Annotated in this window: 25 protein-coding genes; 20 read left to right on the top strand and 5 right to left on the bottom strand. The window is 64.2% G+C overall.

What is annotated here, in order from left to right:
- The first annotated feature begins 30 nt into the window (after positions 1-30).
- Positions 31-300 (top strand): cell division topological specificity factor MinE, encoded by a 270-nt coding sequence (gene minE / locus IB235_RS18705; RefSeq protein WP_192337992.1) that lies wholly within the window; start codon positions 31-33, stop codon positions 298-300.
- Here minE and IB235_RS18700 read toward each other — a convergent pair.
- Positions 297-1,208 carry a MurR/RpiR family transcriptional regulator gene (locus tag IB235_RS18700; RefSeq protein ID WP_192337984.1) on the bottom strand — a complete coding sequence of 304 codons (912 nt, stop codon included), beginning with the start codon at positions 1,206-1,208 and terminating at the stop codon, positions 297-299. The genes minE and IB235_RS18700 overlap by 4 nt on opposite strands.
- Before the next feature lie 217 nt (positions 1,209-1,425).
- On the opposite strand from IB235_RS18700, the gene IB235_RS18695 reads away from it, so the two are divergent.
- From IB235_RS18695 to IB235_RS18670, 6 genes are read left to right on the top strand one after another with little or no spacing between them, the layout of a single operon-like run.
- Positions 1,426-1,962 (top strand): TRAP transporter small permease subunit, encoded by a 537-nt coding sequence (locus tag IB235_RS18695; protein WP_192337983.1) that lies wholly within the window; start codon positions 1,426-1,428, stop codon positions 1,960-1,962.
- Positions 1,959-3,284 (top strand): TRAP transporter large permease subunit, encoded by a 1,326-nt coding sequence (locus tag IB235_RS18690; RefSeq protein ID WP_155040010.1) that lies wholly within the window; start codon positions 1,959-1,961, stop codon positions 3,282-3,284. Before IB235_RS18695 ends, IB235_RS18690 begins: the two co-directional genes overlap by 4 nt.
- Positions 3,285-3,303: 19 nt before the next feature.
- Entirely contained in the window at positions 3,304-4,341 is a 1,038-nt protein-coding gene (locus IB235_RS18685) for a TRAP transporter substrate-binding protein (RefSeq protein ID WP_192337982.1), read from the top strand.
- Positions 4,342-4,394: 53 nt separating this feature from the next.
- Positions 4,395-5,756, top strand: coding sequence for a glutamine synthetase family protein (locus IB235_RS18680; RefSeq protein WP_192337981.1), 1,362 nt, complete (start codon positions 4,395-4,397; stop codon positions 5,754-5,756).
- A 12-nt stretch (positions 5,757-5,768) separates the two neighbouring features.
- Positions 5,769-7,157, top strand: a complete 1,389-nt coding sequence (locus IB235_RS18675) for an aldehyde dehydrogenase family protein (protein WP_192337980.1) — start codon at positions 5,769-5,771, stop codon at positions 7,155-7,157.
- Positions 7,154-8,299, top strand: coding sequence for an iron-containing alcohol dehydrogenase (locus IB235_RS18670; protein ID WP_192337979.1), 1,146 nt, complete (start codon positions 7,154-7,156; stop codon positions 8,297-8,299). The genes IB235_RS18675 and IB235_RS18670 overlap by 4 nt, the downstream gene beginning before the upstream one ends.
- 6 nt (positions 8,300-8,305) lie before the next feature.
- Here IB235_RS18670 and pobA read toward each other — a convergent pair whose 3' ends face one another.
- The 3 genes from pobA to IB235_RS18655 form a co-directional block, all read right to left on the bottom strand.
- Entirely contained in the window at positions 8,306-9,472 is a 1,167-nt protein-coding gene (gene pobA, locus IB235_RS18665; protein WP_192337978.1) for a 4-hydroxybenzoate 3-monooxygenase, read from the bottom strand.
- Positions 9,473-9,581: 109 nt separating this feature from the next.
- Positions 9,582-10,475 carry a helix-turn-helix domain-containing protein gene (locus IB235_RS18660; protein WP_192337977.1) on the bottom strand — a complete coding sequence of 298 codons (894 nt, stop codon included), beginning with the start codon at positions 10,473-10,475 and terminating at the stop codon, positions 9,582-9,584.
- Positions 10,476-10,482: 7 nt separating this feature from the next.
- Positions 10,483-11,406 carry a LysR substrate-binding domain-containing protein gene (locus tag IB235_RS18655; RefSeq protein WP_192337976.1) on the bottom strand — a complete coding sequence of 308 codons (924 nt, stop codon included), beginning with the start codon at positions 11,404-11,406 and terminating at the stop codon, positions 10,483-10,485.
- 65 nt (positions 11,407-11,471) lie between these two features.
- Here IB235_RS18655 and pcaD point away from each other — a divergent pair, with 65 nt between their 5' ends.
- The 5 genes from pcaD to IB235_RS18630 all read left to right on the top strand — a co-directional run bounded on the left by pcaD (position 11,472) and on the right by IB235_RS18630 (position 15,390).
- Positions 11,472-12,251: a 3-oxoadipate enol-lactonase gene (gene pcaD, locus IB235_RS18650; RefSeq protein ID WP_192337975.1), complete on the top strand. Its 780-nt coding sequence runs from the start codon at positions 11,472-11,474 to the stop codon at positions 12,249-12,251.
- Positions 12,248-12,628 carry a 4-carboxymuconolactone decarboxylase gene (gene pcaC, locus IB235_RS18645; RefSeq protein ID WP_192337974.1) on the top strand — a complete coding sequence of 127 codons (381 nt, stop codon included), beginning with the start codon at positions 12,248-12,250 and terminating at the stop codon, positions 12,626-12,628. The genes pcaD and pcaC overlap by 4 nt, the downstream gene beginning before the upstream one ends.
- Positions 12,625-13,362 carry a protocatechuate 3,4-dioxygenase subunit beta gene (gene pcaH, locus IB235_RS18640; protein ID WP_192337973.1) on the top strand — a complete coding sequence of 246 codons (738 nt, stop codon included), beginning with the start codon at positions 12,625-12,627 and terminating at the stop codon, positions 13,360-13,362. Before pcaC ends, pcaH begins: the two co-directional genes overlap by 4 nt.
- Positions 13,362-13,967 carry a protocatechuate 3,4-dioxygenase subunit alpha gene (pcaG, locus tag IB235_RS18635; protein ID WP_192337972.1) on the top strand — a complete coding sequence of 202 codons (606 nt, stop codon included), beginning with the start codon at positions 13,362-13,364 and terminating at the stop codon, positions 13,965-13,967. The genes pcaH and pcaG overlap by 1 nt, the downstream gene beginning before the upstream one ends.
- Before the next feature lie 109 nt (positions 13,968-14,076).
- Positions 14,077-15,390, top strand: coding sequence for a lyase family protein (locus IB235_RS18630; RefSeq protein WP_192337971.1), 1,314 nt, complete (start codon positions 14,077-14,079; stop codon positions 15,388-15,390).
- Here the strand turns inward: IB235_RS18630 and IB235_RS18625 are convergent.
- Positions 15,387-16,211, bottom strand: coding sequence for a DUF6635 family protein (locus IB235_RS18625; protein WP_192337970.1), 825 nt, complete (start codon positions 16,209-16,211; stop codon positions 15,387-15,389). The genes IB235_RS18630 and IB235_RS18625 overlap by 4 nt on opposite strands.
- Positions 16,212-16,613: 402 nt before the next feature.
- On the opposite strand from IB235_RS18625, the gene ssuD reads away from it, so the two are divergent.
- From ssuD to IB235_RS18585, 8 genes are all read left to right on the top strand, one after another.
- Positions 16,614-17,777: an FMNH2-dependent alkanesulfonate monooxygenase gene (ssuD, locus tag IB235_RS18620; protein ID WP_370576941.1), complete on the top strand. Its 1,164-nt coding sequence runs from the start codon at positions 16,614-16,616 to the stop codon at positions 17,775-17,777.
- 4 nt (positions 17,778-17,781) lie between these two features.
- Complete coding sequence (locus IB235_RS18615) at positions 17,782-19,242, top strand: FAD/NAD(P)-binding protein (RefSeq protein ID WP_192337968.1); 1,461 nt, start codon at positions 17,782-17,784, stop codon at positions 19,240-19,242.
- A 34-nt stretch (positions 19,243-19,276) separates the two neighbouring features.
- Positions 19,277-19,861, top strand: a complete 585-nt coding sequence (locus IB235_RS18610) for an NAD(P)H-dependent oxidoreductase (RefSeq protein WP_192337967.1) — start codon at positions 19,277-19,279, stop codon at positions 19,859-19,861.
- A gap of 12 nt (positions 19,862-19,873) precedes the next feature.
- The gene (locus IB235_RS18605) at positions 19,874-20,839 is read left to right on the top strand and encodes an aliphatic sulfonate ABC transporter substrate-binding protein (protein WP_192337966.1); all 966 of its coding nucleotides are present in this window, start codon (positions 19,874-19,876) and stop codon (positions 20,837-20,839) included.
- A 12-nt stretch (positions 20,840-20,851) separates the two neighbouring features.
- The gene (locus IB235_RS18600; protein ID WP_192337965.1) at positions 20,852-21,679 is read left to right on the top strand and encodes an ABC transporter permease subunit; all 828 of its coding nucleotides are present in this window, start codon (positions 20,852-20,854) and stop codon (positions 21,677-21,679) included.
- A complete protein-coding gene (locus tag IB235_RS18595; RefSeq protein WP_192337964.1) occupies positions 21,666-22,442 on the top strand; it encodes an ABC transporter ATP-binding protein in 777 nt (258 codons plus the stop codon). The genes IB235_RS18600 and IB235_RS18595 overlap by 14 nt, the downstream gene beginning before the upstream one ends.
- Positions 22,443-22,661: 219 nt before the next feature.
- On the top strand, positions 22,662-24,743 hold the full coding sequence (locus IB235_RS18590) for a TonB-dependent siderophore receptor (RefSeq protein ID WP_192337963.1): 2,082 nt from the start codon (positions 22,662-22,664) through the stop codon (positions 24,741-24,743).
- Positions 24,737-25,633, top strand: coding sequence for an iron-siderophore ABC transporter substrate-binding protein (locus IB235_RS18585; protein WP_370576940.1), 897 nt, complete (start codon positions 24,737-24,739; stop codon positions 25,631-25,633). The genes IB235_RS18590 and IB235_RS18585 overlap by 7 nt, the downstream gene beginning before the upstream one ends.
- The last annotated feature ends 2 nt before the right edge of the window (positions 25,634-25,635 follow it).

Below are 25,635 nucleotides of genomic sequence, written 5' to 3'. Positions count from 1 at the left end.
GCAGCGGCTGCTGAAGCGGACGGCATGACCATGTTCGGCATCAGCTTCCGCCCCCGCAAGCCGAACCCCGCCCAGACCGCCAAGGAACGGCTGCAGATCCTGCTGGCCCATGAACGCGCCGGCGGCAGCAGCCCGGATTTCCTGCCGGCTCTGCAACGCGACATCCTCGAGGTCGTCCGCCGCCACATGGAGATCGACGGCGAGCAGGTCGAGGTCAAACTCGAACGCGGCGAGGAACTCTCCAGCCTCGAAATCAACATCGAACTGCCAGGCGCGACAAAGCTGAAGAAACGGGCCTAATCAGGCCCGCCCCTGCGGCCGTCTCCGGGGCGGCCGCGGCGAAACAGATTGGCGCGGTCGTAAAGCTCCTCAAGCCGCTCCATCCGGCTTTGGGTCTGTGGCCAGGTGCGTTCCTGCACGGCGGCCAGCAGGGTCTCGACCAGCACCAGCAGCGCGACCGAACTGTCCCAGGCCGAGGGCACCTCGATCTGGGCCGAGAAGCGGAAACGGGCATGTGCGGCGACCGGGCTGATCCATGGATCGGTGATCAGCACGATTTCCGCACCCTGTTCGGCAGCAAGTTCCGCCAGTTGCAGAATTGTGCCCTCGTAGCGGCGGATGTCGAAGACGATCAGCACGTCGCCCTTTTGCAGGTCTAGTAGCGCTGGAGGCCAGCTGTTCGACAGCGCTCGTAGCGCGGTGACACCGGGACGGACGATGCTAAGCTGGGTCACCAGATAATCGGCCAGCGCATGGGTGATCCGGCCACCTGACACAAGGACGCGACGCGCCGGATCGGCCAGCATCGCGGCGCAGGCGTCAAACTCGGAATGGTCGATCCGCCCCAGCGTCGCGGTCAGGTTGCTCAGCACGGCATCGGCGAAGCGGTTCAGGATATGGCTCTGCGGCACGCCCTCGGTCCAGCGGGCATGGCGGGACAGAGGGGATTCCAGCCGCGCCTCGATCTCGGCCCGCAACCGGGCCTGAAATTCAGGATAGCCGCGAAAGCCCAGCTTCTGGACCAGCCGCAGTACGGTCGGCGTCGACACCCCGGCCTCGCGCGCCAGTTGCGGCATCGAGGACAGGCCCGCTACCGGGTAATGGCGCATGAAATGGCTGGCCAACTGGCGTTCGGCCGGGGTCAGCGCATCGAAACCGGCGGCGAGCCGTTCCTCAATCCTGCCGGGAAAACCGTCCTCTGGATGCATCTGCCTGCCGGTGGGCAATTGCCCTGCTGATGGTCGTAAAGATCATAACAGATGGTACCTGTCCTGAAATATTATTGACAGGATCAAGGCGGCTGCGCCAGCCTGACCGGGCAGGGAGCGCCAAAATGTCTGATCAAGAGTCGTTTTACGCCAATGATTTCCCCCGATCGCCCGACATGGCGCGGCCGGGCTGCGGCTTCCAAGGCAGGGGGGCATGATGCCAGGCTGGGCCATTGCCTATGTGCAAAGGATCGAGGCGGTGAATTACCGCATCGGGCGCTTTGCCATGTATCTGCTGTTCGTGATCATGGGCATCCTTTTGTGGTCCTCGGTGACCAAGATCATCAAGCTGCCCTCGCTGTGGACGCTGGAAATGGCGCAGTTCACGCTGGTCGCCTATTACCTGCTGGGCGCGCCCTATTCGATGCAGCTGGGCGCGAATGTGCGGATGGACCTGATGTATGCCCGGATGCCGCTGCGGCGGCAGGCGCTTTGGGACATGTTCACCGTCTTCTGCCTGATCTTCTATCTTGGCGTGATGCTGTGGGGCGCGGTCGATTCCACCGTCTACAGCCTCAGTGTCGGAGAGCGCGCCCCTAGCGCGTGGCGTCCGCCGCTATGGCCGATCAAGATCATCATCACCGTCAGCTTCGGGCTGATGATCCTGCAAGCGCTCGCGCATCTGATCCGCGACATTGCCATTCTTCGGGGCGTCGAGATCCCCATGCCGTTCCGGGGTGAGGTCGACCGATGAGCTATGAATGGATCGCGATCCTGATGTTCTCGACCATGCTGTTGATGATGGTCACGGGGCAGCGGGTCTTTGGCGCGATTGGCTTTGTCGCCGTGGTCGCGGCCTTGGCGCTGTGGGGGCCGGGTGGCTCCGATATGGGCTTTTCCGCCGTGATGAAGCTGATGAAATGGAACGCGCTGCTGACGCTGCCGATGTTCGTCTTCATGGGCTATGTCATGTCGGAATCCCGGCTGGCCGAAGATCTGTACCGGATGTTCCATGTCTGGTTCGGCCCGCTGCCGGGCGGCCTTGCCATCGGAACGGTGCTGCTGATGGTGCTGATTTCCGCGATGAACGGACTGTCGGTCGCGGGCATGGCGATCGGCGCGACTATCGCGCTGCCGGAACTGGTCAAGCACCGCTATGACAAGCCGATGATTTCGGGCGTGATTCAGGCCGGGTCCAGCCTTGGTATTTTGATCCCGCCCTCGGTCGTGCTGGTGCTGTATTCGCTGATCGCGCGCCAGCCGGTCAGCCAGCTGTGGCTGGCGGGGATCGGGCCGGGGCTGCTGATGGCGGCGCTGTTCATCATCTATATCCTGATCCGGACATGGCTCAATCCGGCGCTTGCGCCCCCCATGCCGCCCGAAGAACGCGCCCGGATCACCTGGGCCGAGCGGTTCCGTCTGCTGCGCGCTGGCATCCTGCCACTGGTGATCTTTGCCGCGATGATGATCCCCTTCATCAAGGGATGGACCTCGCTGACCGAAAGCAGCGTCGTCGGTGCGCTGGCTGCGGTCTTTGCCGCCATCATCAAGGGCCGTTTTACCCGCCACGTGTTCGAGGTCGCAACTCGCCAGACCCTGGCCATCACCTGCATGTTCATGCTGATCATCATGGCGGCTTTGTCCTTTGGCGCGGTTTTTGACGGCTTGGGCGCGGGCAAGGCCATTGAGAACCTGTTCCTGCAGGAAATGGAGCTGACGCCGCTGCAGGTGCTGCTGATCATGCAGGCATCTTTCCTGATCATGGGGATGTTTCTGGACGACACCGCCATGCTGGTCATCGTCGCCCCGATCTATGTGACCATGGCGCGCAGCCTTGGCTTCGATCTGGTCTGGTACGGCATCCTTTACACGATCACCTGCCAGATCGCCTATCTGACGCCGCCTTTCGGCTACAACCTGTTCCTGATGCGGGCGATGGCGCCGCGGGATTTCACCTTGGGCGTGATCTATCGCTCGGTCCTGCCCTTCGTCTTGATCATGATCCTGACTCTGGCGCTGGTCATCGCCTTCCCCGGCATCGCGATGTGGCTGCCCCATTCGATCTACGGACAATAACCAACAGGGAGAATGACGAATGACCACCAGACGCACTTTCCTGACTTCCGGGGCATTGGCTGCGGGCGCAAGCGCGTTGTTCGCGCCCGCCATTGCGCAAGGCGCGCCGCTGAAATGGCGGATGCAGACCTATGCCGGGGCGACGCTTGGCGCGCATGTCGCCAAGCCCGCGATCGATTCCTTCAACAAGATCGCCAATGGCCAGATGGAGATCGAGCTGTACTATGCCGACCAGCTTGTCCCCACCGCAGAGCTGTTCCGCGCCATGCAGAACGGCACCATCGATGCGGTGCAATCCGACGATGACAGCATGGCCAGCCCGACCGAGGTCACGGTCTTTGGTGGGTATTTCCCCTTTGCGCTGCGCTACTCGCTGGATGTGCCCGCGCTGTTTTTGCACCATGGTCTGGATGAGATCTGGAAGGAAGAATATGCCAAGCAGGGCATCCAGCATATTTCGGCCGGATCATGGGACCCCTGCAACTTCGCCACCAAGCAGCCGATCAACAGCCTTGCCGACCTTCAGGGCAAGCGCGTTTTCACCTTCCCGACCGCAGGCCGCTTCCTGTCGAAATTCGGCGTCGTTCCGGTGACACTGCCATGGGAGGATATCGAAGTCGCGTTGCAGACCGGTGAGCTGGACGGCGTTGCATGGTCGGGCATCACCGAGGATTACACAGTCGGCTGGGCCGAGGCGACCGGGCACTTCCTGACCAACAGCATCTCGGGCGCGTGGATCGGGCATTTCTTTGCCAATCAGAAGCGCTGGGACGAAGTGCCCGATCACCTCAAGGAGCTGATGAAGACCGTCTTCGACCAATCCCACTACTACCGTCAGCATTGGTATTGGGCGGGCGAGGCCAATTTGCGCGTCACCGGCGACAAGATGAAGCTGACTACCATTCCAGCCGCCGAATGGGCTACGGTAGAGGAAGCAGCCCGCGAATTCTGGGACGAGATTGCCGCCGAATCCGAGGTCAAGGCCAAGGTCGTCGCCAAGATCAAGGAATACAATCAGGCCATGACCAAGGCCGGTCCGCCCTACCGCGACGCCTGACCCGCACAATCGGGGTGCGCCACTTCCGGCGCGCCCCCTCTAATAGGTGAGACATGCCTGCCAATCTGGACTTTGAGACGTTGAAAGCCGCTGTTGCCAGTGGTGAGATCGATACCGTGATGGTCGCACTGGTCGACATGCAGGGGCGCCTGATGGGCAAGCGCTTCCATGCCGCGCATTTCATCGAAAACCCCGACGAGACGCATTGCTGCAACTACCTGCTGGCCACCGACCTTGAGATGGAGACCGTGCAAGGCTACCGGGCGACCAGCTGGGCTTCGGGCTATGGCGACTATGTGATGAAGCCCGACCTGACGACCCTGCGGCGCATTCCTTGGGCCCCCGCAACCGTCTTGTGCATGGCCGATCTTTACGATCACCGCACGCATGAACCGGTGCCCCATGCGCCGCGCAACATCCTGCGCAGCCAGATCGAGCGCGCGCGCGCAATGGGCTTTGAGCCGATGATGGCAACCGAACTGGAATTCTTCCTGTTCACCAAGGGTTACAAGGAACTCTTCGACGCGGATTATCGCGGCCTTGTGCCGACCGCACGTTTCAACGTCGATTACGGCCTGACCGGGACCTTTGCCGAAGAGCCCTTCATGCGCGCTCTCAGGAATGGCCTTTATGGCGCTGGAATCCCTGTCGAAAACACCAAGGGCGAGGCCGAGGCAGGCCAGCACGAGGTCAACGTCAAATACTCTGACGCGATGGATACGGCGGACATGCATGTCATCGTCAAATCCGCGACCAAGGAAATCGCGCAGAACCAAGGCCTGTCCGCGACCTTCATGGCGAAATATGCGCATGGCAAGGCCGGGTCCTCCAGCCACGTCCATCAGTCGCTGTTCCGGGATGGCGTGAACGTCTTTCATGACGCGGGGGCGGAACATGGCATGTCCGACCTGATGCGGCATTACATGGCCGGGCAATTGGCCCATGCGGCCGAGCTGACCTATTTCCTTGCGCCCTATGTCAACAGCTACAAGCGTTTCGTGACCGGGCTGTTCGCGCCGACCAAGGCGATCTGGTCCATCGACAACCGCACCGCCGGTTTCCGCGTCTGCGGCGACAATACCCGTGGCGTCCGCGTCGAATGCCGCATCGGCGGTGCCGACCTGAACCCCTATCTGGCCTGCGCGGCGCTGCTTGCGGCAGGACTGGCCGGGATCGAGCAGAAGCTGGAACTGGAGCCTGCATTCAGCGGCGATGCCTATGCCGCCGAACAGGCCCGGCAGATCCCGAAAACCCTTGGCACGGCGGCGATGGCGCTGAACGGCTCGACCATGCTGCGCGCGGCTTTTGGCGACGAGGTGGTGGACCACTACCTGCGCGCCGCCGAATGGGAGCTTGAGGAACAGAACCGCGTCGTCACCGACTGGGAACTGTCCCGCGGCTTCGAACGCGCCTGATTTGAGGACAAGATGACCAAGACGATCAAACTGATTTCCCCCGTCGATGGCGCGGTCTATGCCGAGCGTCCGGTTCTGACCGGACCCGAGGCCCGCGTCGCCGTCGCCCGCGCCCGGACGGCCCAGCCCGCATGGGCCGCGCTGCCGCTGGCCGAGCGTATCGCCAAGGTGCAGGCCGGGATCGCCGCGCTGAATGCGATGAAGGATGACATTGTTCTGGAACTTGCCGGGCAAATGGGTCGCCCGACCCGCTATGGCGGCGAGTTTGGTGGTGTGAACGAACGCAGTGCCTATATGGCCAGCATCGCCGAAACCGCGCTGGCCCCCATGGTTGCCGAGGATAGCGACCGCTTCCGCCGCGAAATCCGGCGCGAACCGGTCGGCGTGGTCTTTGTCATCGCGCCCTGGAACTATCCCTTCCTGACGGCGGTCAATACCATCGTTCCCGCGCTGATCGCCGGGAATGCCGTGGTGCTGAAACATGCCAGCCAGACCTTGCTGGCGGGGGATCGGCTGGCGCAGGCGCTGCATCAGGGCGGTGTGCCCGAGGATGTGTTCCAGAACGTCGTTCTTGACCACCAGACCACCGAGGAGTTGATTGCCGAACGCAGCTTTGGCTTTGTGAACTTCACCGGCTCGGTCAAAGGCGGGCAGGCGATTGAGCGCGCGGCCTCGGGGACCTTCACCGCGACGGGGTTGGAACTGGGCGGCAAGGACCCGGGCTATGTCCGTGCCGATGCCGATCTGGATGCCGCCGTGGACAGCCTGATGGACGGCGCGATGTTCAACAGTGGCCAATGCTGCTGCGGGATCGAGCGCATCTATGTCCATGAAAGCCTTTATAACGCATTTGTCGAAAAGGCGGTGGCCTGGGTAAAGGCGCAGAAGCTGGGCAATCCCTATGACGCGGAAACCACCATGGGCCCGATGGCCCATCGCCGCTTTGCCGAGCTGGTGCGTGGCCAGATCGCAGAGGCCGTGGCGCAGGGGGCCAAGGCGCTGATCGATCCCGCTGACTTCCCCGCCGACGATGGCGGCGCCTATCTAGCGCCGCAGATTCTGGTCGATGTGACCCACGACATGCGGGTCATGCGCGAGGAAAGCTTTGGCCCCGTTGTCGGCATCATGCCGGTCAGCGGCGACGATCAGGCGGTCGCGTTGATGAATGACTGCGATTACGGGCTGACCGCATCGATCTGGACGGCGGATGCCGAGGCGGCGTCGGAAATCGGTGCGCGGTTGGAAACCGGCACGGTCTTCATGAACCGCTGCGACTATCTGGACCCGGCTTTGTGCTGGACCGGCTGCAAGGATACCGGCCGCGGCGCGGCGTTGTCCAACCTTGGCTATCTGGCCGTGACCCGGCCCAAATCCTACCATCTGAAGAAGGTGACGAAATGACCCTGCGCGCCAATTGGTCCTATCCGACCGCGATCAAGTTCGGTGCTGGACGCATCGCGGAACTGGCCGAGCAGTGCAAGGCCGTGGACATTCAGCGCCCGCTGCTGGTCACCGATAAAGCGCTGGCCAGCCTGCCGATCACGGCGGCTGCGCTGGACATTCTGGAGGCTGCGGGCCTTGGCCGCGCGGTGTTCTCGGATGTCGATCCAAACCCCAATGAACATAACATGCAGGCCGGGATCGCCGTCTATAAGGCGGGCGGCCATGACGGGGTGATCTGTTTCGGCGGCGGCTCGGCGCTGGATCTGGGCAAGATGATCGCGCTGATGGCCGGGCAGACGGTGTCGGTCTGGGATCTTGAGGATATCGGCGACTGGTGGACCCGCGCCGATGCCTCGGTGATCGCGCCGATCATCGCCGTGCCGACCACGGCGGGCACGGGCTCCGAGGTCGGGCGCGCAGGCGTGCTGACCAATTCGGAGACGCATAAGAAAAAGATCATCTTCCATCCCAAGCTGATGCCCGCAGTCACCATCTGCGACCCGGAACTGACGGTGGGGATGCCGAAATTCATCACCGCAGGCACCGGCATGGATGCCTTTGCCCATTGCCTTGAGGCCTATTGCAGCCCGTTCTTCCACCCGATGAGCCAAGGCATCGCGCTGGAGGGGCTGCGGCTGGTCAACGAATACCTGCCGCGGGCCTATGCTACCCCCGACGATCTGGAGGCGCGGCCACAGATGATGGCCGCCGCCGCCATGGGTGCGGTCGCCTTCCAGAAGGGCTTGGGCGCGATCCACAGCCTCAGCCACCCGATCGGCGCGGTCTACGGCACCCATCACGGCACCACCAATGCTGTGGTCATGCCGATGGTGCTGGATTTCAACCGTCCGGCGGTCGAGGACCGGCTGGTTCGCGCCGCCGATTACCTTGGCATCAAGGGCGGCTTTGACGGTTTCCGCGCCCGGGTGATGGAACTGCGCAGCACTCTGGGCATTCCGGCCAACCTGACAGCCATGGGCGTCGAGCCCTCGCGTCTGGACGAGTTGACCGAAATGGCGCTGGAGGATCCGTCCTGCGGCGGCAACCCCATTGAGATGACGCGCGAAAATACCCGCGCGCTGTTCGATGCCTGCATGTAGGGTGCGCTAGTAAGGCAGACCGACATAATTCTCTGCCAGCGCGGTCTGAGCGGCGGTCGAATGGGCCAGATAGTCCAATTCGGTCGCCTGCATCCGCGCTAGGAATTCGCCCTCGGTCGGGAATTCATGCAGCATCCGCGTCATCGACCATGAAAAACGCGAGGCCTTCCAGACCCGCGCCAGCGCCGTGACCGAGTAGTCGCGCAGGGGCTGATCATCGCCCGCGAAATGCGCGATCAGTGCGCGCGACAGGTAATGCACATCCGAGGCTGCCAAATTCAGCCCCTTGGCACCGGTTGGCGGCACGATATGGGCGGCGTCGCCCGCCAAATGGATGCGTCCCCAGCTCATCGGTTCCGAGATGAAGCTGCGCAGCGGCGCGATGCTTTTCTCGATCGAGGGGCCTTCGACCAGCGTTTCCGCCAGATGTGGGGGCAGGCGACGCCGCAGCTCGGCCCAGAAGGCGGCGTCGCTCCAATCCTCGGGGCGGTCGGTCAGCGGCACTTGCAGATAGTGGCGGCTCAGATTGGCATTGCGCATCGAGCACAGGGCAAAGCCGCGTTCGTGGCCGGAATAGACCAGTTCAGGCGCGACCGGCGGGGTATGGGCCAGAATGCCAAGCCAGCCGAAGGGATAGACATGTTCGAATTCGCGGCGCACCGATGCGGGGATCGAGCGGCGGCTGACGCCGTGAAAACCGTCGCAACCCGCGATCTGATCGCAATCCACGCGCTGGCTGCGCCCGTCATGGGTGAAGGTCACATAGGGTGCGTCGGTATCGGCGCCGTGGATGGTGACGTCCTCGGTCCCGTGAAGGACGGGCGCGCCGATCCGGTCCAGTTCGTCATACAGATCATGCGTGACCTCGGTCTGGCCATAGATCATCACCGACTTGCCGGTGAGCTTCTTGAAGTCGATATGGACCGTCGTGCCATGGGCGGCGATGATGGTGCCGTCATGGACGAATCCTTCGCGGTCCATGCGCGCGCCGACCCCCGCCGCACGCAGCATGTCGCACAGGCCCTGCTCCAGCACTCCGGCCCGGATGCGCGACAGAACATGTTCGCGCGAACGGCGCTCAAGCACGACGGAGTCGATGCCGGCCCGGTGCAAAAGCAGTGAAAGCAATAGTCCCGACGGACCGCCGCCAATGATGGAGACCTGATGGCGCATGATCTTACCTCCTCGGACGGCAGATCCGCGCCGTCCCCGATCTGCGGCAAAATGGCGCAAGGGCGCATGGACCGAAATGGACGGGGCGTCGGAAAACTTGGACAGATCGTCAGTCCGTTCCACCCCGCTGGCGATAGGCCCCCGGTGACATCCCGACCCTGCGGGCGAAGAAGCGGTTGAAATAGGCCGGGTCGTCGAAGCCGGTCATATGGGCGATCCGCGCCACGCTGTTTTCGGTGTAAAGCAGGCAGCGCTTGGCTTCGAGCAGGATGCGGTCATGCAGAACCTCGCTGGCGGTGTGGCCTGCACGGACTTTGCAGGCCGCGTTCAGCCGCGCGGTCGTTACTGCCAAGGCCGCGGCATAGGCCGAAGGTGCGCGTTGCACCCGGAAGTCCCGCTCGATCAGCGCGCGGTAGCGCATCAGCAGGTCCAGATCGCGGTCCGGCTGCGCGGGCTCGGGACGGGCATGGGTGATGCCCAGACGCAGCACGATGACAAGGATGCGCAGAAACAGCGCGGTGATGGCCGAGCGGCGGCCCGGTGCGGACCAGACGAATTCGCGCAGGAGCCAATTGAACGTATCGATCACCGCAGGCAGATCGACGCCAGATCCAGCGATCCCTAGCACCGCGGGCCGTGCCACCGCCTGCGCCAGTCTGGGGTCGCCTGCCGTCACCGCGCCCAGAAAACCCAGCGCCGCAGTCACGACATGACCGTCCGTGCCGGGATCGAAGTCGAATTGATGGACGCAGCCCGCGGGCAGGACAAAGATGCAGGGCGCCGAGATCGGATGGGTCTTTTCCTCGATGCGGATCGTGCCACCACCGCTATGGATCAGCATGACCTGCATGTGGTCGGGATGGGCATGGGCCTTGATGCGCCAGCCATTCGGGCCGCTCCGGTCAAGGATCGGCTCGGCATGCAGGAAGTCCAGCTCAACGTCGGAATCCCGATCTCCGTAAAGGTAGTAAAGCGGGATTCCGGTAGGGGGTTTGCGGGTCATCGGATGTTCATTTGGCTCCGCCAAGATTGCGGGCAACTTCGCGGGCAATGTCCTCGAATTCCGACAGCCCCGGCGCGGTTACCGCCTGTCTGCGCGTCATCCCGACTGCGCCGGACAGGAAGCGGGCGCCGGTCGGCAATTGGGTCATCTCGGCCCGTTCAAGTTCATGCAGGATCACCCCGCGCGAGATGAACCACAGCGCGTCCGAGCCAAGACAGATCCCACGCCCCAGCGCCAGCGAGACGGTCTCGAATGCCGGGCGCATGCCCGCCAGCCCATTCGCCGCCAGATAATCATTGACCGCCGGGCGGATCAGGGCGGTTGCTGGCGGCAGGATCACCGGACAAACCGCCAGCGCCTGAGGGGCGGGATGCTCACGCAGGGGATGATCCGCGCGGGCGACAAGGATCACCTCGTCCTCATATAGGTGGTCGAAACTCAGCCCCGCCATTTCCGAGGCGCCGGGCAGGCGGCCCACCATCACATCGACATGCCCGTCGCGCAAAAGCCGCATCAGGTGGAAATGCGGGCCTGTTTCGGCGGCCAGCAGGATCTGCGGATGCAATTCGCGAAAGCGCAGCATGACTTGCGGCAGAAAGCGTGTGGCGACGCTGGGCAAAACGCCAATCCGCAAGGTGCCGCTGCCGCCCGGACGCAGGGCGGCTGCCCCTGCCTCAAGCGACTGGATGGCCGCGATGGCGTGGCGGCGAAACACCGCGCCGGCCTCGGTCAGCAGCAGCCTGCGGCCCTGACGCAGGAACATCGGCTGGCCCAGCAGGCTTTCCAGCTCGGCCAGGGTGCGTGACAAGGCGGGCTGGGTGATGCCTTGTGCACGGGCAACCGCCGACAGCCCCCCTTCGGCGGCAATGTCCAGGAATGCCCGGATGTGGCGCAGCTTGACGCCGGGATGCATAGCAGAATGGTTATTCATCTTGGCCGATTTTGCATTATGCAAGCCTGAGTAGTCATGCCAGATTATGGATAAGGGAGATTAGCATGCAAGTTCTGACCCGCCCCTGGGGCGCGATGCATTACCGGATTGATGGCCCGGCGGACGGTCCCGTCGTGGTTTTCGCCAATTCGCTGGGGACTGACCTGCGGCTTTGGGACCAGCTTCTGGACGAACTTCCCCAGATTCGCGCCGTCCGTTTCGACAAGCGCGGACATGGCCTGTCGGATGAGGGCGGCGACTACGGCATCGACGATCTGGCCGATGACGCGGCTGCCTTGATCGAGCATTTGGGCCTGGGCCGCGTGACCTTTGTCGGCCTGTCCATCGGCGGCATGATCGCCCAGAACATCTCGGCCCGTCGCCCCGACCTGATCCGTGCTGCGGTGCTGTCGAATACAGCCGTCAAGATGGGCACCCAGCAAAGCTGGTCCGAGCGCATTGCCGCGGTCCGTGACGCCGGGCTGGACAGCATCGCCGATGTGATCATGCAGCGCTGGTTCGCGCCGACCTTCCGTGCCCGACCCGAGCTGGCCGCGTGGCGGAACATGGTCGTGCGGACCTCGGCCGATGGCTACATCGCCGCCTGCCACGCGCTGGCAAATGCCGACCTGACCGCGACGACCAGCAAACTGGCCCTGCCGGTCACGGTGATCGCGGGGGATCAGGATGGATCGTCCCCGGCAGAACTGGTCAAGGCCACGGCCGATCTGATCCCCGGCGCCACCTTCCACGTCATTCCCGATGCCGGCCATCTGCCATGTGTCGAGCAGCCCGCGGCCTTTGCCGCGATCCTTCGCAACTTCCTGCAGGACCATTCCAGATGAATGCACGCTATGATCAGGGCATGAGAACACGCCGCCGCGTGCTGGGCGACGCCCATGTCGACCGGGCCGAGGCGAACAAGACCGCCTTTGATGAGCCTTTTCAGACGCTGATCACGGAATCCGCATGGGGCTCGGTCTGGTCGCGAGACACGATCAGCCCGCGCGAGCGTTCGATGCTGACGATCGCGCTGCTGGCGGGGCTGGGCAATGATCATGAACTGGCCATGCATATCCGCGCCACCGCCAATACCGGGGCCAGCAAGGATGACGTGCTGGAAGCGCTGCTGCATGTCGCGATCTATGCCGGCGTGCCCCGGGCCAATCACGCGATCAAGATCGCCAAGGACACTCTCGCTGAAATGGAGCATGCGCGATGACCCTCAGGAACGACCTTGATCGCGGGCCGCTGTTCTTCCGCGACCGCGACTGGCACCCCGCCGCCTATACGCCGGGCTACAAGACCTCGATGACCCGCGCCCCGCACCGTCCGCTGGTCGCGATGGGCTCAACCCTGTCCGAGGAAACCGGCCCGGCATTTGGCCACTCCATGATCGGCGAACGTGACAACAACCTGATCCTGAACTTCACCGGTCAGCCCGCGATTGGCGAACGCATCATCATGCATGGCCGCGTGCTGGACGAAACCGGTCGTGGCGTCCCCAATGTGCTGGTCGAGATCTGGCAGGCCAATGCCGGAGGCCGCTACCGCCATAAAAAGGACAGCTATGCCGCCCCGCTCGATCCGAATTTCGGCGGCTGCGGACGCACGATCAGCGGGCCGGACGGAGCCTATGAGTTCCTGACCATCCGCCCCGGTGCCTATCCCTGGCCGAACCGCGTCAATGACTGGCGGCCAATGCATATCCATATCTCGGTCTTCGGCTCGGGCTTTGGTCAGCGCCTGATCACCCAGATGTATTTCGAGGGCGACCCCCTGATCGCCCGCTGCCCCATCGTCAATACCATCGGTCAAGACCGGGCCATTCAGGCACTGGTCGCGCCCCTGGACATGAACTGGGCGATTCCGATGGATTGCCTTGCCTACAAGTTCGACATCGTGCTGCGCGGCCGCCGCCAGTCGTTCTTCGAGAACCGCAAGGAGGGGCTGTGATGCAAAAGCTCGACTACCTCAAGGAAACCCCCTCGCAGACGGCTGGTCCCTATGTCCATATCGGCCTGACCCCGAACCAGCTGGGGATTGAAGGCATCTATCCGACCGATCTGGGCAGCAGCCCAATCCGACCCGGTGCGCAGGGCCAGGAAATCACCATCACCGGAACCGTGCAGGACGGCGCGGGCATGATCCTGCGCGATGCGCTGATCGAAAGCTGGCAGGCGGATGCGAACGGCATCTATCCGGGCAACGATCCGCGTGGCGCGGCGGACCCGAATGTCACCGGCTGGGCGCGGATCATCGCCGATTTCGACAGCGGCGAATGGACCCTGAAAACCATCAAGCCCGGTCGCGTGCCCTTCCCGGACAGGCGGTTGATGGCGCCCCATATCGCGCTGTGGATCGTGGCGCGAGGCGTCAATCTGGGCCTTCAGACCCGCATCTATTTCGAGGATGAGGACAATTCCTCCTGCCCCGTCCTTGCGCGGATCGAACATCGGGCACGGCTGGATACGCTGATCGCCAGGAAAACCGGCGACGGCAGCTATCGCTTTGACATCATCCTTCAGGGCGACAACGAAACCGTCTTCTTCGACATGTGACGTTCCCGCTGCCCGCCTGCCCCCTCGCATCTTCTTTCTTGCGGAAATATCCTCGGGGGGTCCGGGGGGCAGACAGCCCTCCGGTCTTTGCCCACAAGAAAGCCCAGACATGCCCGCATCCGCCGCCGACAGCGCCATCTATCGCAACCTTTTCAGCGATGACGCGACCGCCGCCCTGTTCACAGACAGCGCCGAGATCCGCGCGATGCTGCTGGTCGAAGGCGTGCTGGCCCGCGTGCAGGGGGAACTGGGGCTGATCCCCGAAACCGCCGCCGCCTATATCGACCGCTCCTCGCGTGAGGTGCAGATCGACCCGGCGGCGCTGGCCGCGGAAACCGCGATCAACGGCGTCCCTATCCCCGGCCTTGTCGCGGCCTTCCGCAAGGCGATGCAGGCGCCCGAATATGCGCAATACCTGCATTGGGGCGCGACCAGTCAGGATATCATGGAGACAGCCCTTGCCCTACGCCTGCGCCGGGTGACAGCGAGTTGGGATGAAAGCTTGGGGCAGCTCATTACCGCGCTTGGCACCCTTGCCCGCACCCATGCCGACCTGCCGATGGCTGCGCGGACCTATGGTCAGGCGGCGACGCCGACCAGTTTCGGCGCGGCGGTGGCGGGCTGGGGCCATCCGCTGCAGCGCCACCATGAACGCCTGACCCCTATTGCCAGCGACCTTGCCACGGTTTCGCTGGGCGGGGCGGCGGGAACGCTTTCGGCCATGGGTTCCGACGGTCCTGCCGTCCGCGCTGCTTTGGCACAGGCGCTTGGGCTGACCGATCCCGGCCATTCCTGGCATGCCGAACGCGATCGGATCGGCACCTTTGCCGCGTGGATGTCGGGGCTTGCCACCAGCCTTGCCAAGATGGGCGAGGATCTGATCCTGATGACCCAATCCGGGATCAATGAAGTCACGCTGGAAGGGGCGGGCGGATCGTCCACCATGCCGCAAAAGCAGAACCCGGTCGGCCCTTCGGTGCTGGTGGCGCTGGCACGGCAATCGGTCACTCTGGCTGCGGCACTTCAGGGCGCGGGCATCCACCGCCAGCAACGCGACGGCGCCGCGTGGTTTGTCGAATGGCTGACGCTGCCGCAGCTTTGCATCTCGACCGGTCGGGCCTTGGCGTTGGCTCTCGAGCTGGCCGGAAGGATCGCGCCGGACGCGCGGGCAATGGCGCGTGGCCTTGATGACAGGACCGGCCTGATCCATGCTGAGGCTTATACATTCGCGCTGGCCCGCCACATGCCTCGCCCCGAAGCGCAATCGCGGATCAAGGCGCTTTGCGTTGAGGCTCAGGCAGGGAAACTGTCTTTGCCGGAACTGGTCGCGCGGGATTTCCCCGAACTTGATCTGAGCGCGGCAGGTGGCCTTGGCACGGCCCCGGCCGAGGCCCGGGCCTTTGCCCAGACTGTCGGGGTCTAGCGCAGCCCCCGCCAGATCGACGAGGCGATATCCCCCAGATCGCCCAGCCGGGCCAGCAGATGTTCGCCCGCCATGGGCGCGGCCTCTTGCTGGCGGTCCAGCCGCGCCAGCATGCGCATCAAGCGGCGGCGATGCAGCCCGGTCCAGCTTTGCACCGGGTCCGCAATCACCCCGGCAAATGTCGTTACCACCGAGGCAATCACGGTCAGCACGATCCCGGTCAGGATCAACTCGCCCATCGCGATCTCGCGCGGGAACACCCCATACCACATGCGCCCGGCCCAGTTCCCCAGCGCGAATTCCTCAATCGCGCGGGATTGGGCGCGCATCTGCGCCACCGGTTCGGCCAGCGACATCACGCCGGGTGTCGCGCGATAGAACAGCAGCAGCCCGCCTGACAACACAAGCAATGAGGTGGTGATCTCGGCCACCGCATTGCGTGTCTCGACATAGGCAGAGATCGCCCGCCGGATGGTTTCGGGGTGCGCTTTCGGGGCAAGACCGCGCTCGGTCAGCCGCACCATCAGCCCGTCCAGATCCGCCTCGACCTGACGGCCCAGATCCGAGGCCAGAAAGATCCGCCGCGATGCCAGCCAAGCCGCAGGTCGCGTGGCCCCAAAGCTTCGCAAGGCCCATGCCAGCAGTCTGATCAGCAGGAAAACCGGCGACAGCATCACATTCACCGGTGCCCGCAACAGGTCCGCCCCCAATGCCGCGCGATGCAGGCGCAGACTGCCCCGGACTCCGAAGCGCGTGCGCACGAAGCGACGGACCTCGTTCTCGCGCTGGGTCAACGGGCGGGTGTCAGCAGGGGCGGACATGGGGATTCCGAAAAAGCATGAGTGGAATTTAGGGCAGCCCGGACCCCGCCGCAATGCGCCCGGGCCAGCAAGCGCTGGCTCTGCCCGTGAGCTGGGCAGTCTTTGGCATGCAAAAGAAGCCAAAACGACGGATTGCGACGCCATGTCAGGACGTTGTGCCGCGAAAGCGTGAAATTTCCGAACTCCGGTCCGCACCGCGGGCTTGCCGGAAAAACATGCTCTGCGGCCTGCGGGATGGGCGGGAACACCTCCCTCATTTCGGAAAAACACTAAATCTCTATATACTCAGTAGTGATTAAGTGTATTCTGCCCTCGAACCGAATGAACGCCGTGACCCACAGCATTAAGACAGGGCACGGCAAAGCAAAGGATCGCGACATGACCATTCCCGCGCCCGACAAGATCAAGGTGCTCTGGTTCCTTCCGACCCATGGCGACAGCAGATATCTGGGGACTGCCGAAGGCGGCCGCGCCGTGAACCTGCCCTATCTGCGCCAGATCGCGCAGGCGGCGGATTCGCTGGGCTATTACGGGGTGCTGCTGCCCACCGGCCGCAGCTGCGAGGATAGCTGGATCGTGGCGGCGGCGCTGGCCTCGCAGACGGAAAAGCTGCGCTTCCTTGTGGCGGTGCGTCCTGGCCTGCAATCGCCGACCTTGGCTGCGCGAATGACGGCGACGCTGGACCGGTTGTCCAATGGGCGGCTGCTGATCAACGTGGTCACGGGCGGCGATCCGACCGAGAATGCTGGCGACGGCATCCATCTGACCCATGCCGAGCGCTACGAGGTGACGCAGGAATTCCTGGACATCTACAAAGCGCTGCTGGCTGGTGAGACGGTCAATTACGAAAGCAAGCATTTCAATATCGTCGACGGCAAGCTGCTGTTTGCACCCTTGCAACCCAATGGCCCGCAGCTGTTCTTTGGCGGCTCGTCGGAGGCGGCGAATGCCGTCGCGGCCAAGCAGGTCGACAAATACCTGACCTGGGGCGAGCCGCCGGAGCAGGTTCGCGAAAAGATAGAGGGCGTGCGCCGTCTGGCCGAGGCCGAGGGCCGCGATGTCAGCTTTGGCATCCGCCTGCATGTCATCGTCCGCGAAACCCAATCCGAGGCTTGGGAGGCCGCCGAGCGCCTGATCAGCAAGCTGGATGACGCGACCATCGCCAAGGCGCAGGAAACTTTCGCCCGGATGGACTCGGTCGGGCAGCGCCGGATGGCGGAACTGCATGGCGGTCGCCGCGACAAGCTGGAAATCAGCCCGAACCTGTGGGCGGGCGTCGGCCTTGTCCGTGGTGGGGCCGGGACCGCGCTGGTCGGCGATGCCGCCACCGTGGCGGAGCGCATCGACGAATATCGCCGCGTCGGCATCGATACCTTCATCCTGTCGGGCTACCCGCATCTGGAGGAAGCCTACAGCTTCGGCGAACGTGTCCTGCCGCTGCTGCCGCTGGACCATCCGCTGCCGCAGGCCAGCCAATCGGCGAATATGGGTCCCTTCGGCGAGACGGTCGGCAATGACTATCGCCCCGCCGCCAAGCCGCGCCCCGTTCTGGTTACCGGAGGATGATCCGATGACCCTGCAGCAAACCTCGCGCCTGCGCGTCGTGATCATCGGGGGCGGTTTCTCTGGTGCTTCGTTGGCCTGGCAGCTTGCCGAGCTGCAGGTTCATGCCAATGTCACCGTGGTCGAGCCGCGGTCTCAGCTGGGCCGGGGTCTGGCCTATTCTTCGGCCGAGGCGGTGCATCGGATCAACGTCCCGGCGCATCGCATGACCATGGACCCCGAGCGGCGCGAGGATTTCCTTGAATGGCTGCTTGAGGCCGAGACGGATGGTAGTCTGACCCCCGACCCGGAATCGGTGACCGCCCTTGGTGAGCGTTTTCCCCGGCGCGAGGTTTTTGGCCGCTATGTGGGCGAACGGCTGGCCCCGCATCTGGCCACTGGCCGCATCCGGCATGTGCGGGCGCGCGTTTCGGATATCGAGCGGACGCCCGACGGATCGCTGGTGCTGATGCTGTCGGACGAAAGCCGCATCCGGGCCGATATCCTTGTGCTGGCGACGGGCCATCCGGCCCCCGCCGTGCCGCGCCCGGTGGCCGGGCTGACCGGATCGCCCCGGCTGATCGCCGATCCCTATGATCCGGTTCGGCTGGCCGAACTGGACCGCGACGCCCGTATTTTGGTGATGGGGGCGGCGCTGACCTCGGCCGATGTCGTGGCAACGCTGGATCGGCTGGGCCATCGCGGGCGGATCACCTGCATCTCGCGCCACGGCTTGCGGTCGCGCGGGCATGGGCAGATCACCAAGGACTCACAGGTGGATTTCACCGATCCGCCGATCCACAGCGCCTCTGAGCTGCTGCGCCGCGTCCGTCATGCCGTGGTCGATGATCAGGCGCAGGGGCAAAGCTGGCACGCGACCTTCTTTCGCCTTCGCGCGCAGGGTCCGCAGATCTGGGCGACGCTCGACGCCGAAAACCGCGCCCGGCTGCTGCGCCACCTGCGCACGCTATGGGACGTTCACCGCTACCGTCTGGCCCCGCAGGTCGAGGCGGTGCTGAACCGGTTGATCGCCGAAGAGCGGCTTGAATACGTCGCGGGCCATCTGCTTTCTGCCGAAAAGCAGGAGGATGCCCTTGATATCGTCTGGCGGCCGCGCGGTAGCCTGCACGAGCGGCGCGAACGCTTTGATGCGGTGATCGTGACCACGGGGCCGGCGCAGGGGCGATGTATCGACTGGAACCCGGCGCTTGGCGCGCTGGCGCGACTGGGCCTGATCACCCCCGACCCGTTGGGTCTGGGACTGGCCACGACCCAGACCTGCCATGCCGTCGATGCCGGTGGCGCGGCCAGCCAGCGCATCCTGATCGCTGGCCCCTTGGCCCGCGGCCATATCGGGGAACTGGTCGGTGCGCCGGAATGCGCGATCCAGGTCAGTTCCATCGCCCGCGAGATCGCCCGGCAGGCCCTGCTTGCCCCCATCCTACGCCCGGCCGCCGTCGCGCATGGCCCGGCTGCCAATCCTTATTGATCCTTCGGGAAGCCCCCGAAAACAGGAGATTCACATGACGACCCTGACCATCGCCGGTTTTGCCGGAAGCCTTTCTGTACCCTCTCGCACCCGTTCGCTGGTCCAGCAGACCGTCGATCAGGCCGCCGAGCGTTTCAACGCTGTGGGTCATGTCTTTGACCTGTCCGACCTTGGCCCCTCGCTGGGTTCGGCCCGCCAATTGGGCGATCTGGAACCGGCGGCGCTGGAGCTGGTGACCTCGCTGGTGCGTGCCGATGCGCTGGTGATCGCAAGCCCGGTCCATAAGGGCAGCTACAGCGGGCTGTTCAAGCATGTCTTCGACCTGCTCGATCCCGGCATGCTGCATGGCAAGCCGGTGCTGCTGGCCGCGACCGGCGGCGGCGACCGCCATGCCCTGATCATTGAACACCAGCTTCGCCCGCTGATGGGCTTCTTTGAGGCACAGACCCTGTCCACCGGTGTCTATGTCTCGGACCGCGATTTCGTCGGCGGCAAGCTGGTCGATGAGGCCGCCCGCGCCCGCCTGAGCCGCGCTGTCGGACAGTTCGCCCCCTTCTTCGCCGAATTCGCCATTCCGCAACGGGCCACGGAACCGGCCCAACTGCTGAAAACCCACTGAAGGATGACCGCCATGACGATGAATTTCTCGCGCCGCGCGGCGCTGGGGCTGGGGCTGGCGGCGCTTGCCACGCCCGCCATCCTGCGCGCGGCTCCGGCAACCACCCTGCGGGTTGGTTGGCAAAAGGGCGGCCTTCTGGGGCTGGTGAAGGGCGCGGGCGTGTTCGAGCAGACCTTTGCCGACAAGGGCATCAAGGTCAGCTGGTCCGAGTTCACCTCGGGTCCGCCGCTGCTTGAGGCGCTGTCGGCCAATGCGCTGGACTTCGGCTATACCGGCAACGTGCCGCCGATCTTTGCCCATGCCGCGCGCGGCAATCTGGTCTTTGTCGGGGCCGGGCAGGGTTCGCGCGAAGGGCATGCGATCCTTGTGCCCAAGGATTCGCCGATCCAGACCCTTGCCGACCTGAAGGGCCAGAAGATCGCCTTCAAGCGCGGCAGCTCGGCGCATTACGCGACGATCAAGCTGCTTGAGACCGCGGGCCTGACGCTGGACGATATCCAGCCGCAGGATCTGGCCCCGCCGGATGCGATCGCTGCCTTTGATGCGGGCGCGATCGGGGCATGGACGATCTGGGACCCCTATTTCGCCATGGCGCAGGAACGCCCCAATACCCGCGTTCTGGAGACCACCGCCATCGTCGATCCGGATTACAACTTCTATTCGGCCAATGGCGATTACGCCAAGGAAAACCCGGCGCTGGTCAAGCAGATCATCGAAACGATCCAGACCGCAGGTCGCGAGGGCCAGGCGAACCTGCCCCAGACCATCCAGACCTTCTCGAAGGAAACCGGCCTCAGCGAGACGGTGATGGAACGCGCGCTGACCCGCAAGGGGGCCGATCTGGGACATCTTGGTTTCGTCGAGCCCCAGCACATCACCTACGAACAGGGCGTCGCGGACGAGTTCTACAAGCTGGGGATCATCCCCCGGCAGCTGGAAATCGCCTCGGTGGTCTGGACCCCGCAAACCGCGACCTGACGGAGCCATGACATGAGCCTGACGGAAACCCTGATCGCCGCCCGCAGCCGTCGCAGCCCCGGCTTGCGCGGCCTGCTGCCCCGGCCTGATGCGCTGCTGCCCTATGCCGTCCCCGCCGCCATCCTGATCCTGTGGGAGATTGCCGGGGCCAGCGGCGTCATATCGGACACGGTGATGCCGCGTCCCTCGACCATTCTGGCGACTGCAGTGCAGATGACGCTGTCGGGCGAATTGTTCACCCATCTGGGCGTTTCGGCGCTGCGGGCGCTGGCCGGGCTGGTGGTCGGCGGCGGCATCGGCTTCATCCTTGGCGTGTCGAACGGGGTTTCTCGCCTGTCCGAGACGCTGACCGATTCCACCCTGCAAATGGTGCGCAACATCCCGCATCTGGCGCTGATCCCGCTGGTCATCCTGTGGTTCGGCATCGGCGAAGGGGCGAAGCTGTTCCTGGTGGCGTTGGGGGTGTTCTTTCCGATCTACCTCAACACGTTGCACGGCATTCGCAACATCGACCCGCAACTGATTGAAATGGGCCGGGCTTATGGCATGACCTCGCGCCAGCTGTTCCGTCGGATCGTGTTGCCGGGCGCGCTGCCCTCGATCTTTGTCGGCCTGCGCTACGGTCTGGGGATCATGTGGCTGACGCTGATCGTGGCGGAAACGCTCTCGGCTTCGTCCGGGCTGGGCTACATGGCGATGAAGGCGCGTGAATTCATGGTGCTGGACGTGGTGGTGCTGTCGATCCTGCTTTACGCGGCACTTGGCAAATTGGCCGATAGCCTGACCCGTGCGCTGGAACGCCGCGCCCTGAAATGGAGCCCCGCCTATGCAGGCCGTTGAGCTACTGCCCCGCGACATCACCGTGCCGCCGATGCTGCGCGACAATCGCGGCGCCGCTGTGTCGATCCGCAACGTGACGCGCAGCTTCGAAGGCAACCGCGTGTTGTCCAATCTGGATCTGGATGTGCGGCCGGGCGAGTTCCTGTCCATCGTCGGCAAAAGCGGCTGTGGCAAGTCGACGCTGCTGCGCCTGATCGCCGGGCTGGACCAGCCCAGCTCGGGCGAGGTTCGCATCGATGACCGCTCCGCGACACAGGCCGGGGACAAGCTGCGGATCATGTTTCAGGAACCGCGGCTGCTGCCTTGGGCCAATGTCGCCGACAATGTCGCGGTGGGTCTGCGGCAAGGCCCCGACCCGCAGGCAGTGACCGAGGCGCTTGCCTCGGTGCAACTGGCGGATAAGGCTGGGGTCTGGCCCGCGCTGCTGTCTGGCGGTCAACGTCAGCGCGCGGCGCTGGCGCGGGCCTTGGTCAGCCATCCCAGCCTGCTGGTGCTGGATGAGCCGCTTGGCGCGCTGGACGCGCTGACGCGGCTGACCATGCAGAACCTGATCCGCGACATGCATGCGAAAGCCGGCTTCACCGCGATCCTTGTCACCCATGACGTGGCCGAGGCGGTGGCGCTGTCGGACCGGGTCATCGTGCTGGGGCAGGGCGGCATCCTGCACCATGTCGAGATCCTGCGCGTCGGCCCCACCCAGCGCGGCAGCGCCGAACTGGCCGCGATCGAGGCCGAGATCCTCGACGCCATCTTCGCAGCCTAAGCAGGACATCCGATCGGAACCGGGGCTGGCATATTGCTGGCCCCGGTTTTTTTGCAGCTGTGGCCAGAAAACCGGACCTGCGATGAACCGCCCCTAATCCTGACGGATTTGCTTGCATTTGTCTGGTTTATGTCTCAAGGCGAAAGCAACCAAAACAATCGGAATACTCACCAGTCCCAGCCTGCCGGGACGCGTGATTTCAGTCGAAGGGCGCTGACCATGTTGCTTTCATATCGTTTTGCCTTGCTGGCCGGAACCAGCCTGCTTGCGCTCGCCCTGCCGGCATTGGCGCAGGACGCCCCAACTGCCGAAACGGTGGTTCTGGACGAGGTGGTTCTGGACGCGACTGCACCCACGCAGGGCTATGTGGTTCCCACCACCCAGATCGCCACCAAGACGAACACCCCGGTTCTGGAAACCCAGCAATCCGTTTCGGTCATCACCCGGCAGCAGATCGAGGATCAGGGCGCGCAGAACATGACGCAGGCCCTGCGCTATACCGCCGGGGTCACGGCCGAGCCCTTTGGCGCCGATCCGCGCTTCGACCAGCCGCGGATGCGTGGCTTTGACGTGAGCAACTCGCAATATCTGAACGGGCTGCACCTGATCCGCGATTTCGGGGCCATGTCGCTGGACCTTTACGGACTTGAGCGGGTCGAGGTGCTGCGCGGGCCGTCCTCGGCGCTGTATGGTTCGGGTTCGCCGGGCGGCATCATCAACATGGTCCAGAAGCACGCCCAACCCGAGGATTTCTCGGAAGCCGGTGTCAGCTATGGCACGCATGGCAATGCCAGCGTCTTCTTTGACATGAACCGCGCGCCCAGCGACACGCTGGCCTGGCGCCTGACCGGCAATCTGGCGAATGAACAGGAGCAGGTCGAAGAGCTGGAAAACCAGCGCGGCTATCTGGCGGGCGCGCTGCGTTGGGAACTGGACGACGTCTCGACGCTGGATGTGATGCTGTCTTACCAGAAGGACAAGCCGCTTTCGCCGACCGGCGTGCCGCATGCCCTGACCGACATTGGCGACGCCGATGACCTGCGCGAGCTTTACGCGGGTTATCCGGACGAAGATGACAGCGACCGTCGCATGCTCAACCTTGGCGTCGAATACAAGCGCGAGTCGGACAATGGCTGGCGGCTTGAGCAGGGCTTCCGCTACCAGAAATTCGACTGGGATTACACCGGCTTCTACGTCACCGGCCTGACCGGCGACATGATCGGCGTCGGCTCGACCTATCAGGACGAGACCAGCGACACCGTTCAGGTCGACACCCGCCTGATCGGCGAGGCCGTGACCGGAGCCGCCACCCACCGGCTGCTTTTCGGTCTGGATGTCAGCCGCTGGAGCGGCCGCAACGCCACCGATTTCGGCACTGCGCCCTCGCTGAACTGGCGCAACCCGGATTACAGCGTGCCCGCGCCCCGCTCGACCTGGTACAATCTGGTCAATGACATCAGCCTTGAGCAGATCGGCGTCTATGCGCAGGACGAGATTTCCTGGAACAACTGGCGCGCCTCGCTGGCGCTGCGCCATGACTGGGCTCAGCAATCCGGTACGGCCTGGAACAATTTCGGCGGCGAAACCGACGTTTCGCAAAAGGACGAGGCCACGACCGGTCGCGTCGGCCTGACCTATCTGTTCGATAACGGCGTGGCCCCCTATGTCAGCTACGCGACCTCGTTCGAGCCCGAAATCGGCCCGGACAATAAGGGCGACACGCTGAAGCCGACCGAAGGCAAGCAATGGGAAGCCGGGGTCAAGTATCAGCCGGAAGCCATTGACGCGTTGGTGACGCTGGCGGTCTATGACCTGAAGCAGACCAATGTGACGCGCAACATGGGCGGCGACATCGGCAACATTCAGATCGGCGAAGTGCATTCGCGCGGCGTCGAACTGGAAGGGACTGCCGAACTGGCCGAGGGCTGGGACATCCGGGCATCCTATGCCTATACCGATGCCCGCCAGAAAGGCGGTGCCGAGGACGGTCGCCGCATGCCCGACACCCCTTACAACAGCGCCAGCCTGTGGCTTGACCGCGATTTCGGCAATGGGTTCCGTCTTGGCGGCGGTATCCGCTATGTCGGCGAACGCGATGGCGTCGGCGCGGATTGGCTGCCGACCAAGGTCGATGGCTTCACGGTCGGCGACGTGGCGGCCAGCTATACCCGCGACAATATCGTGGCCTCGATCAACGTCTTCAACATCACCGATGAGGCCTATATCTCCAGCTGCAGCGGCTTTGGCTGCTTCTATGGCGACGGTCGCGAAGTCTTGGCCAAGCTGACCTACAAGTGGTAACTGCCGGGGCCCAGCTTGGGCGCCGTGCCTTTCTGATCTCCGTCGCCGCAATCGCGGCGGCGGGGTCTTCCTTTGCGGCCGAGCGTCCGACGCCTCGGCTGGCGGCCATCGACTGGGCCATGCTGGAAACCGCGATCGCGCTTGGCCAGATGCCCGTCGCCGCCTGTGAATTGATCCGCTATCGCGCCGATACCGAAACGCCCGTCATCCCTGACAGCGTCACCGATCTGGGGCTGCGCGGCGCACCGAACTACGAACTGCTGCAGCTGACGCGGCCGGATTTCATCCTCAGCTCGCCCTTTTATGCCCAGCACGAGGCCCGGCTGCGCAGCATTGCCCCGGTAATCTCGCTGCCCTTCTATGTTCCGGGCGAGCCACCCGTCGACAAGGCGCTGGCGGCGCTGACGGCGCTGGCGATTGCCACCGGTCAGCCCGACAGCGCGCTGGCCGCCCGGACGCGCTATGGTGTGCAGATCCGCGGCCTGTCAAAGCGGATCGCCCCTTTCACCGACCGTCCGGTCTGTCTGGTCAATATCGGCGATGCCCGCCATCTACGTGCCTTTGGCTATGACAGCCTGTTTGGCGACATGCTGGGGCTGCTGGGCCTGCAGAACGCCTGGACCGATCGCACCCAATTCAGCTTCCGCGCGCCGCTGCCGGTCGAGCGTCTGGCCGAGATGCCCGACGCGCATCTGGTCATCGTCGGCACCATCCCGGTTGAGGCCCGCTCGGGGCTTGCCCGCAGCGTGCTGTGGCGTCACCTGCCCGCCGTGGCCGAGGGGCGGGTATTGCATTTGCCCGATGTCAACGCCTTTGGTGGCATGCCCTCGGCCCTGCGCTTTGCCAGCCTGCTGACCGAAGCCTTCGAGGCGGGACCGCGCGCGGCATGATC

Source organism: Paracoccus sp. PAR01 (assembly GCF_014851995.1).
GTDB lineage: Bacteria > Pseudomonadota > Alphaproteobacteria > Rhodobacterales > Rhodobacteraceae > Paracoccus > Paracoccus litorisediminis.
This window is presented reverse-complemented; position numbering and strand designations above follow the sequence as displayed.

What these genes read in the sequence shown, in the direction of transcription:
- minE (WP_192337992.1), top strand. Translation starts at nt 31, where the DNA reads ATGTTCGGCATCAGCTTCCGCCCCCGCAAGCCGAACCCCGCCCAGACC.
- IB235_RS18700 (WP_192337984.1), bottom strand. Translation starts at nt 1,208, where the DNA reads ATGCATCCAGAGGACGGTTTTCCCGGCAGGATTGAGGAACGGCTCGCC.
- IB235_RS18695 (WP_192337983.1), top strand. Translation starts at nt 1,426, where the DNA reads ATGCCAGGCTGGGCCATTGCCTATGTGCAAAGGATCGAGGCGGTGAAT.
- IB235_RS18690 (WP_155040010.1), top strand. Translation starts at nt 1,959, where the DNA reads ATGAGCTATGAATGGATCGCGATCCTGATGTTCTCGACCATGCTGTTG.
- IB235_RS18685 (WP_192337982.1), top strand. Translation starts at nt 3,304, where the DNA reads ATGACCACCAGACGCACTTTCCTGACTTCCGGGGCATTGGCTGCGGGC.
- IB235_RS18680 (WP_192337981.1), top strand. Translation starts at nt 4,395, where the DNA reads ATGCCTGCCAATCTGGACTTTGAGACGTTGAAAGCCGCTGTTGCCAGT.
- IB235_RS18675 (WP_192337980.1), top strand. Translation starts at nt 5,769, where the DNA reads ATGACCAAGACGATCAAACTGATTTCCCCCGTCGATGGCGCGGTCTAT.
- IB235_RS18670 (WP_192337979.1), top strand. Translation starts at nt 7,154, where the DNA reads ATGACCCTGCGCGCCAATTGGTCCTATCCGACCGCGATCAAGTTCGGT.
- pobA (WP_192337978.1), bottom strand. Translation starts at nt 9,472, where the DNA reads ATGCGCCATCAGGTCTCCATCATTGGCGGCGGTCCGTCGGGACTATTG.
- IB235_RS18660 (WP_192337977.1), bottom strand. Translation starts at nt 10,475, where the DNA reads ATGACCCGCAAACCCCCTACCGGAATCCCGCTTTACTACCTTTACGGA.
- IB235_RS18655 (WP_192337976.1), bottom strand. Translation starts at nt 11,406, where the DNA reads ATGAATAACCATTCTGCTATGCATCCCGGCGTCAAGCTGCGCCACATC.
- pcaD (WP_192337975.1), top strand. Translation starts at nt 11,472, where the DNA reads ATGCAAGTTCTGACCCGCCCCTGGGGCGCGATGCATTACCGGATTGAT.
- pcaC (WP_192337974.1), top strand. Translation starts at nt 12,248, where the DNA reads ATGAATGCACGCTATGATCAGGGCATGAGAACACGCCGCCGCGTGCTG.
- pcaH (WP_192337973.1), top strand. Translation starts at nt 12,625, where the DNA reads ATGACCCTCAGGAACGACCTTGATCGCGGGCCGCTGTTCTTCCGCGAC.
- pcaG (WP_192337972.1), top strand. Translation starts at nt 13,362, where the DNA reads ATGCAAAAGCTCGACTACCTCAAGGAAACCCCCTCGCAGACGGCTGGT.
- IB235_RS18630 (WP_192337971.1), top strand. Translation starts at nt 14,077, where the DNA reads ATGCCCGCATCCGCCGCCGACAGCGCCATCTATCGCAACCTTTTCAGC.
- IB235_RS18625 (WP_192337970.1), bottom strand. Translation starts at nt 16,211, where the DNA reads ATGTCCGCCCCTGCTGACACCCGCCCGTTGACCCAGCGCGAGAACGAG.
- IB235_RS18615 (WP_192337968.1), top strand. Translation starts at nt 17,782, where the DNA reads ATGACCCTGCAGCAAACCTCGCGCCTGCGCGTCGTGATCATCGGGGGC.
- IB235_RS18610 (WP_192337967.1), top strand. Translation starts at nt 19,277, where the DNA reads ATGACGACCCTGACCATCGCCGGTTTTGCCGGAAGCCTTTCTGTACCC.
- IB235_RS18605 (WP_192337966.1), top strand. Translation starts at nt 19,874, where the DNA reads ATGACGATGAATTTCTCGCGCCGCGCGGCGCTGGGGCTGGGGCTGGCG.
- IB235_RS18600 (WP_192337965.1), top strand. Translation starts at nt 20,852, where the DNA reads ATGAGCCTGACGGAAACCCTGATCGCCGCCCGCAGCCGTCGCAGCCCC.
- IB235_RS18595 (WP_192337964.1), top strand. Translation starts at nt 21,666, where the DNA reads ATGCAGGCCGTTGAGCTACTGCCCCGCGACATCACCGTGCCGCCGATG.
- IB235_RS18590 (WP_192337963.1), top strand. Translation starts at nt 22,662, where the DNA reads ATGTTGCTTTCATATCGTTTTGCCTTGCTGGCCGGAACCAGCCTGCTT.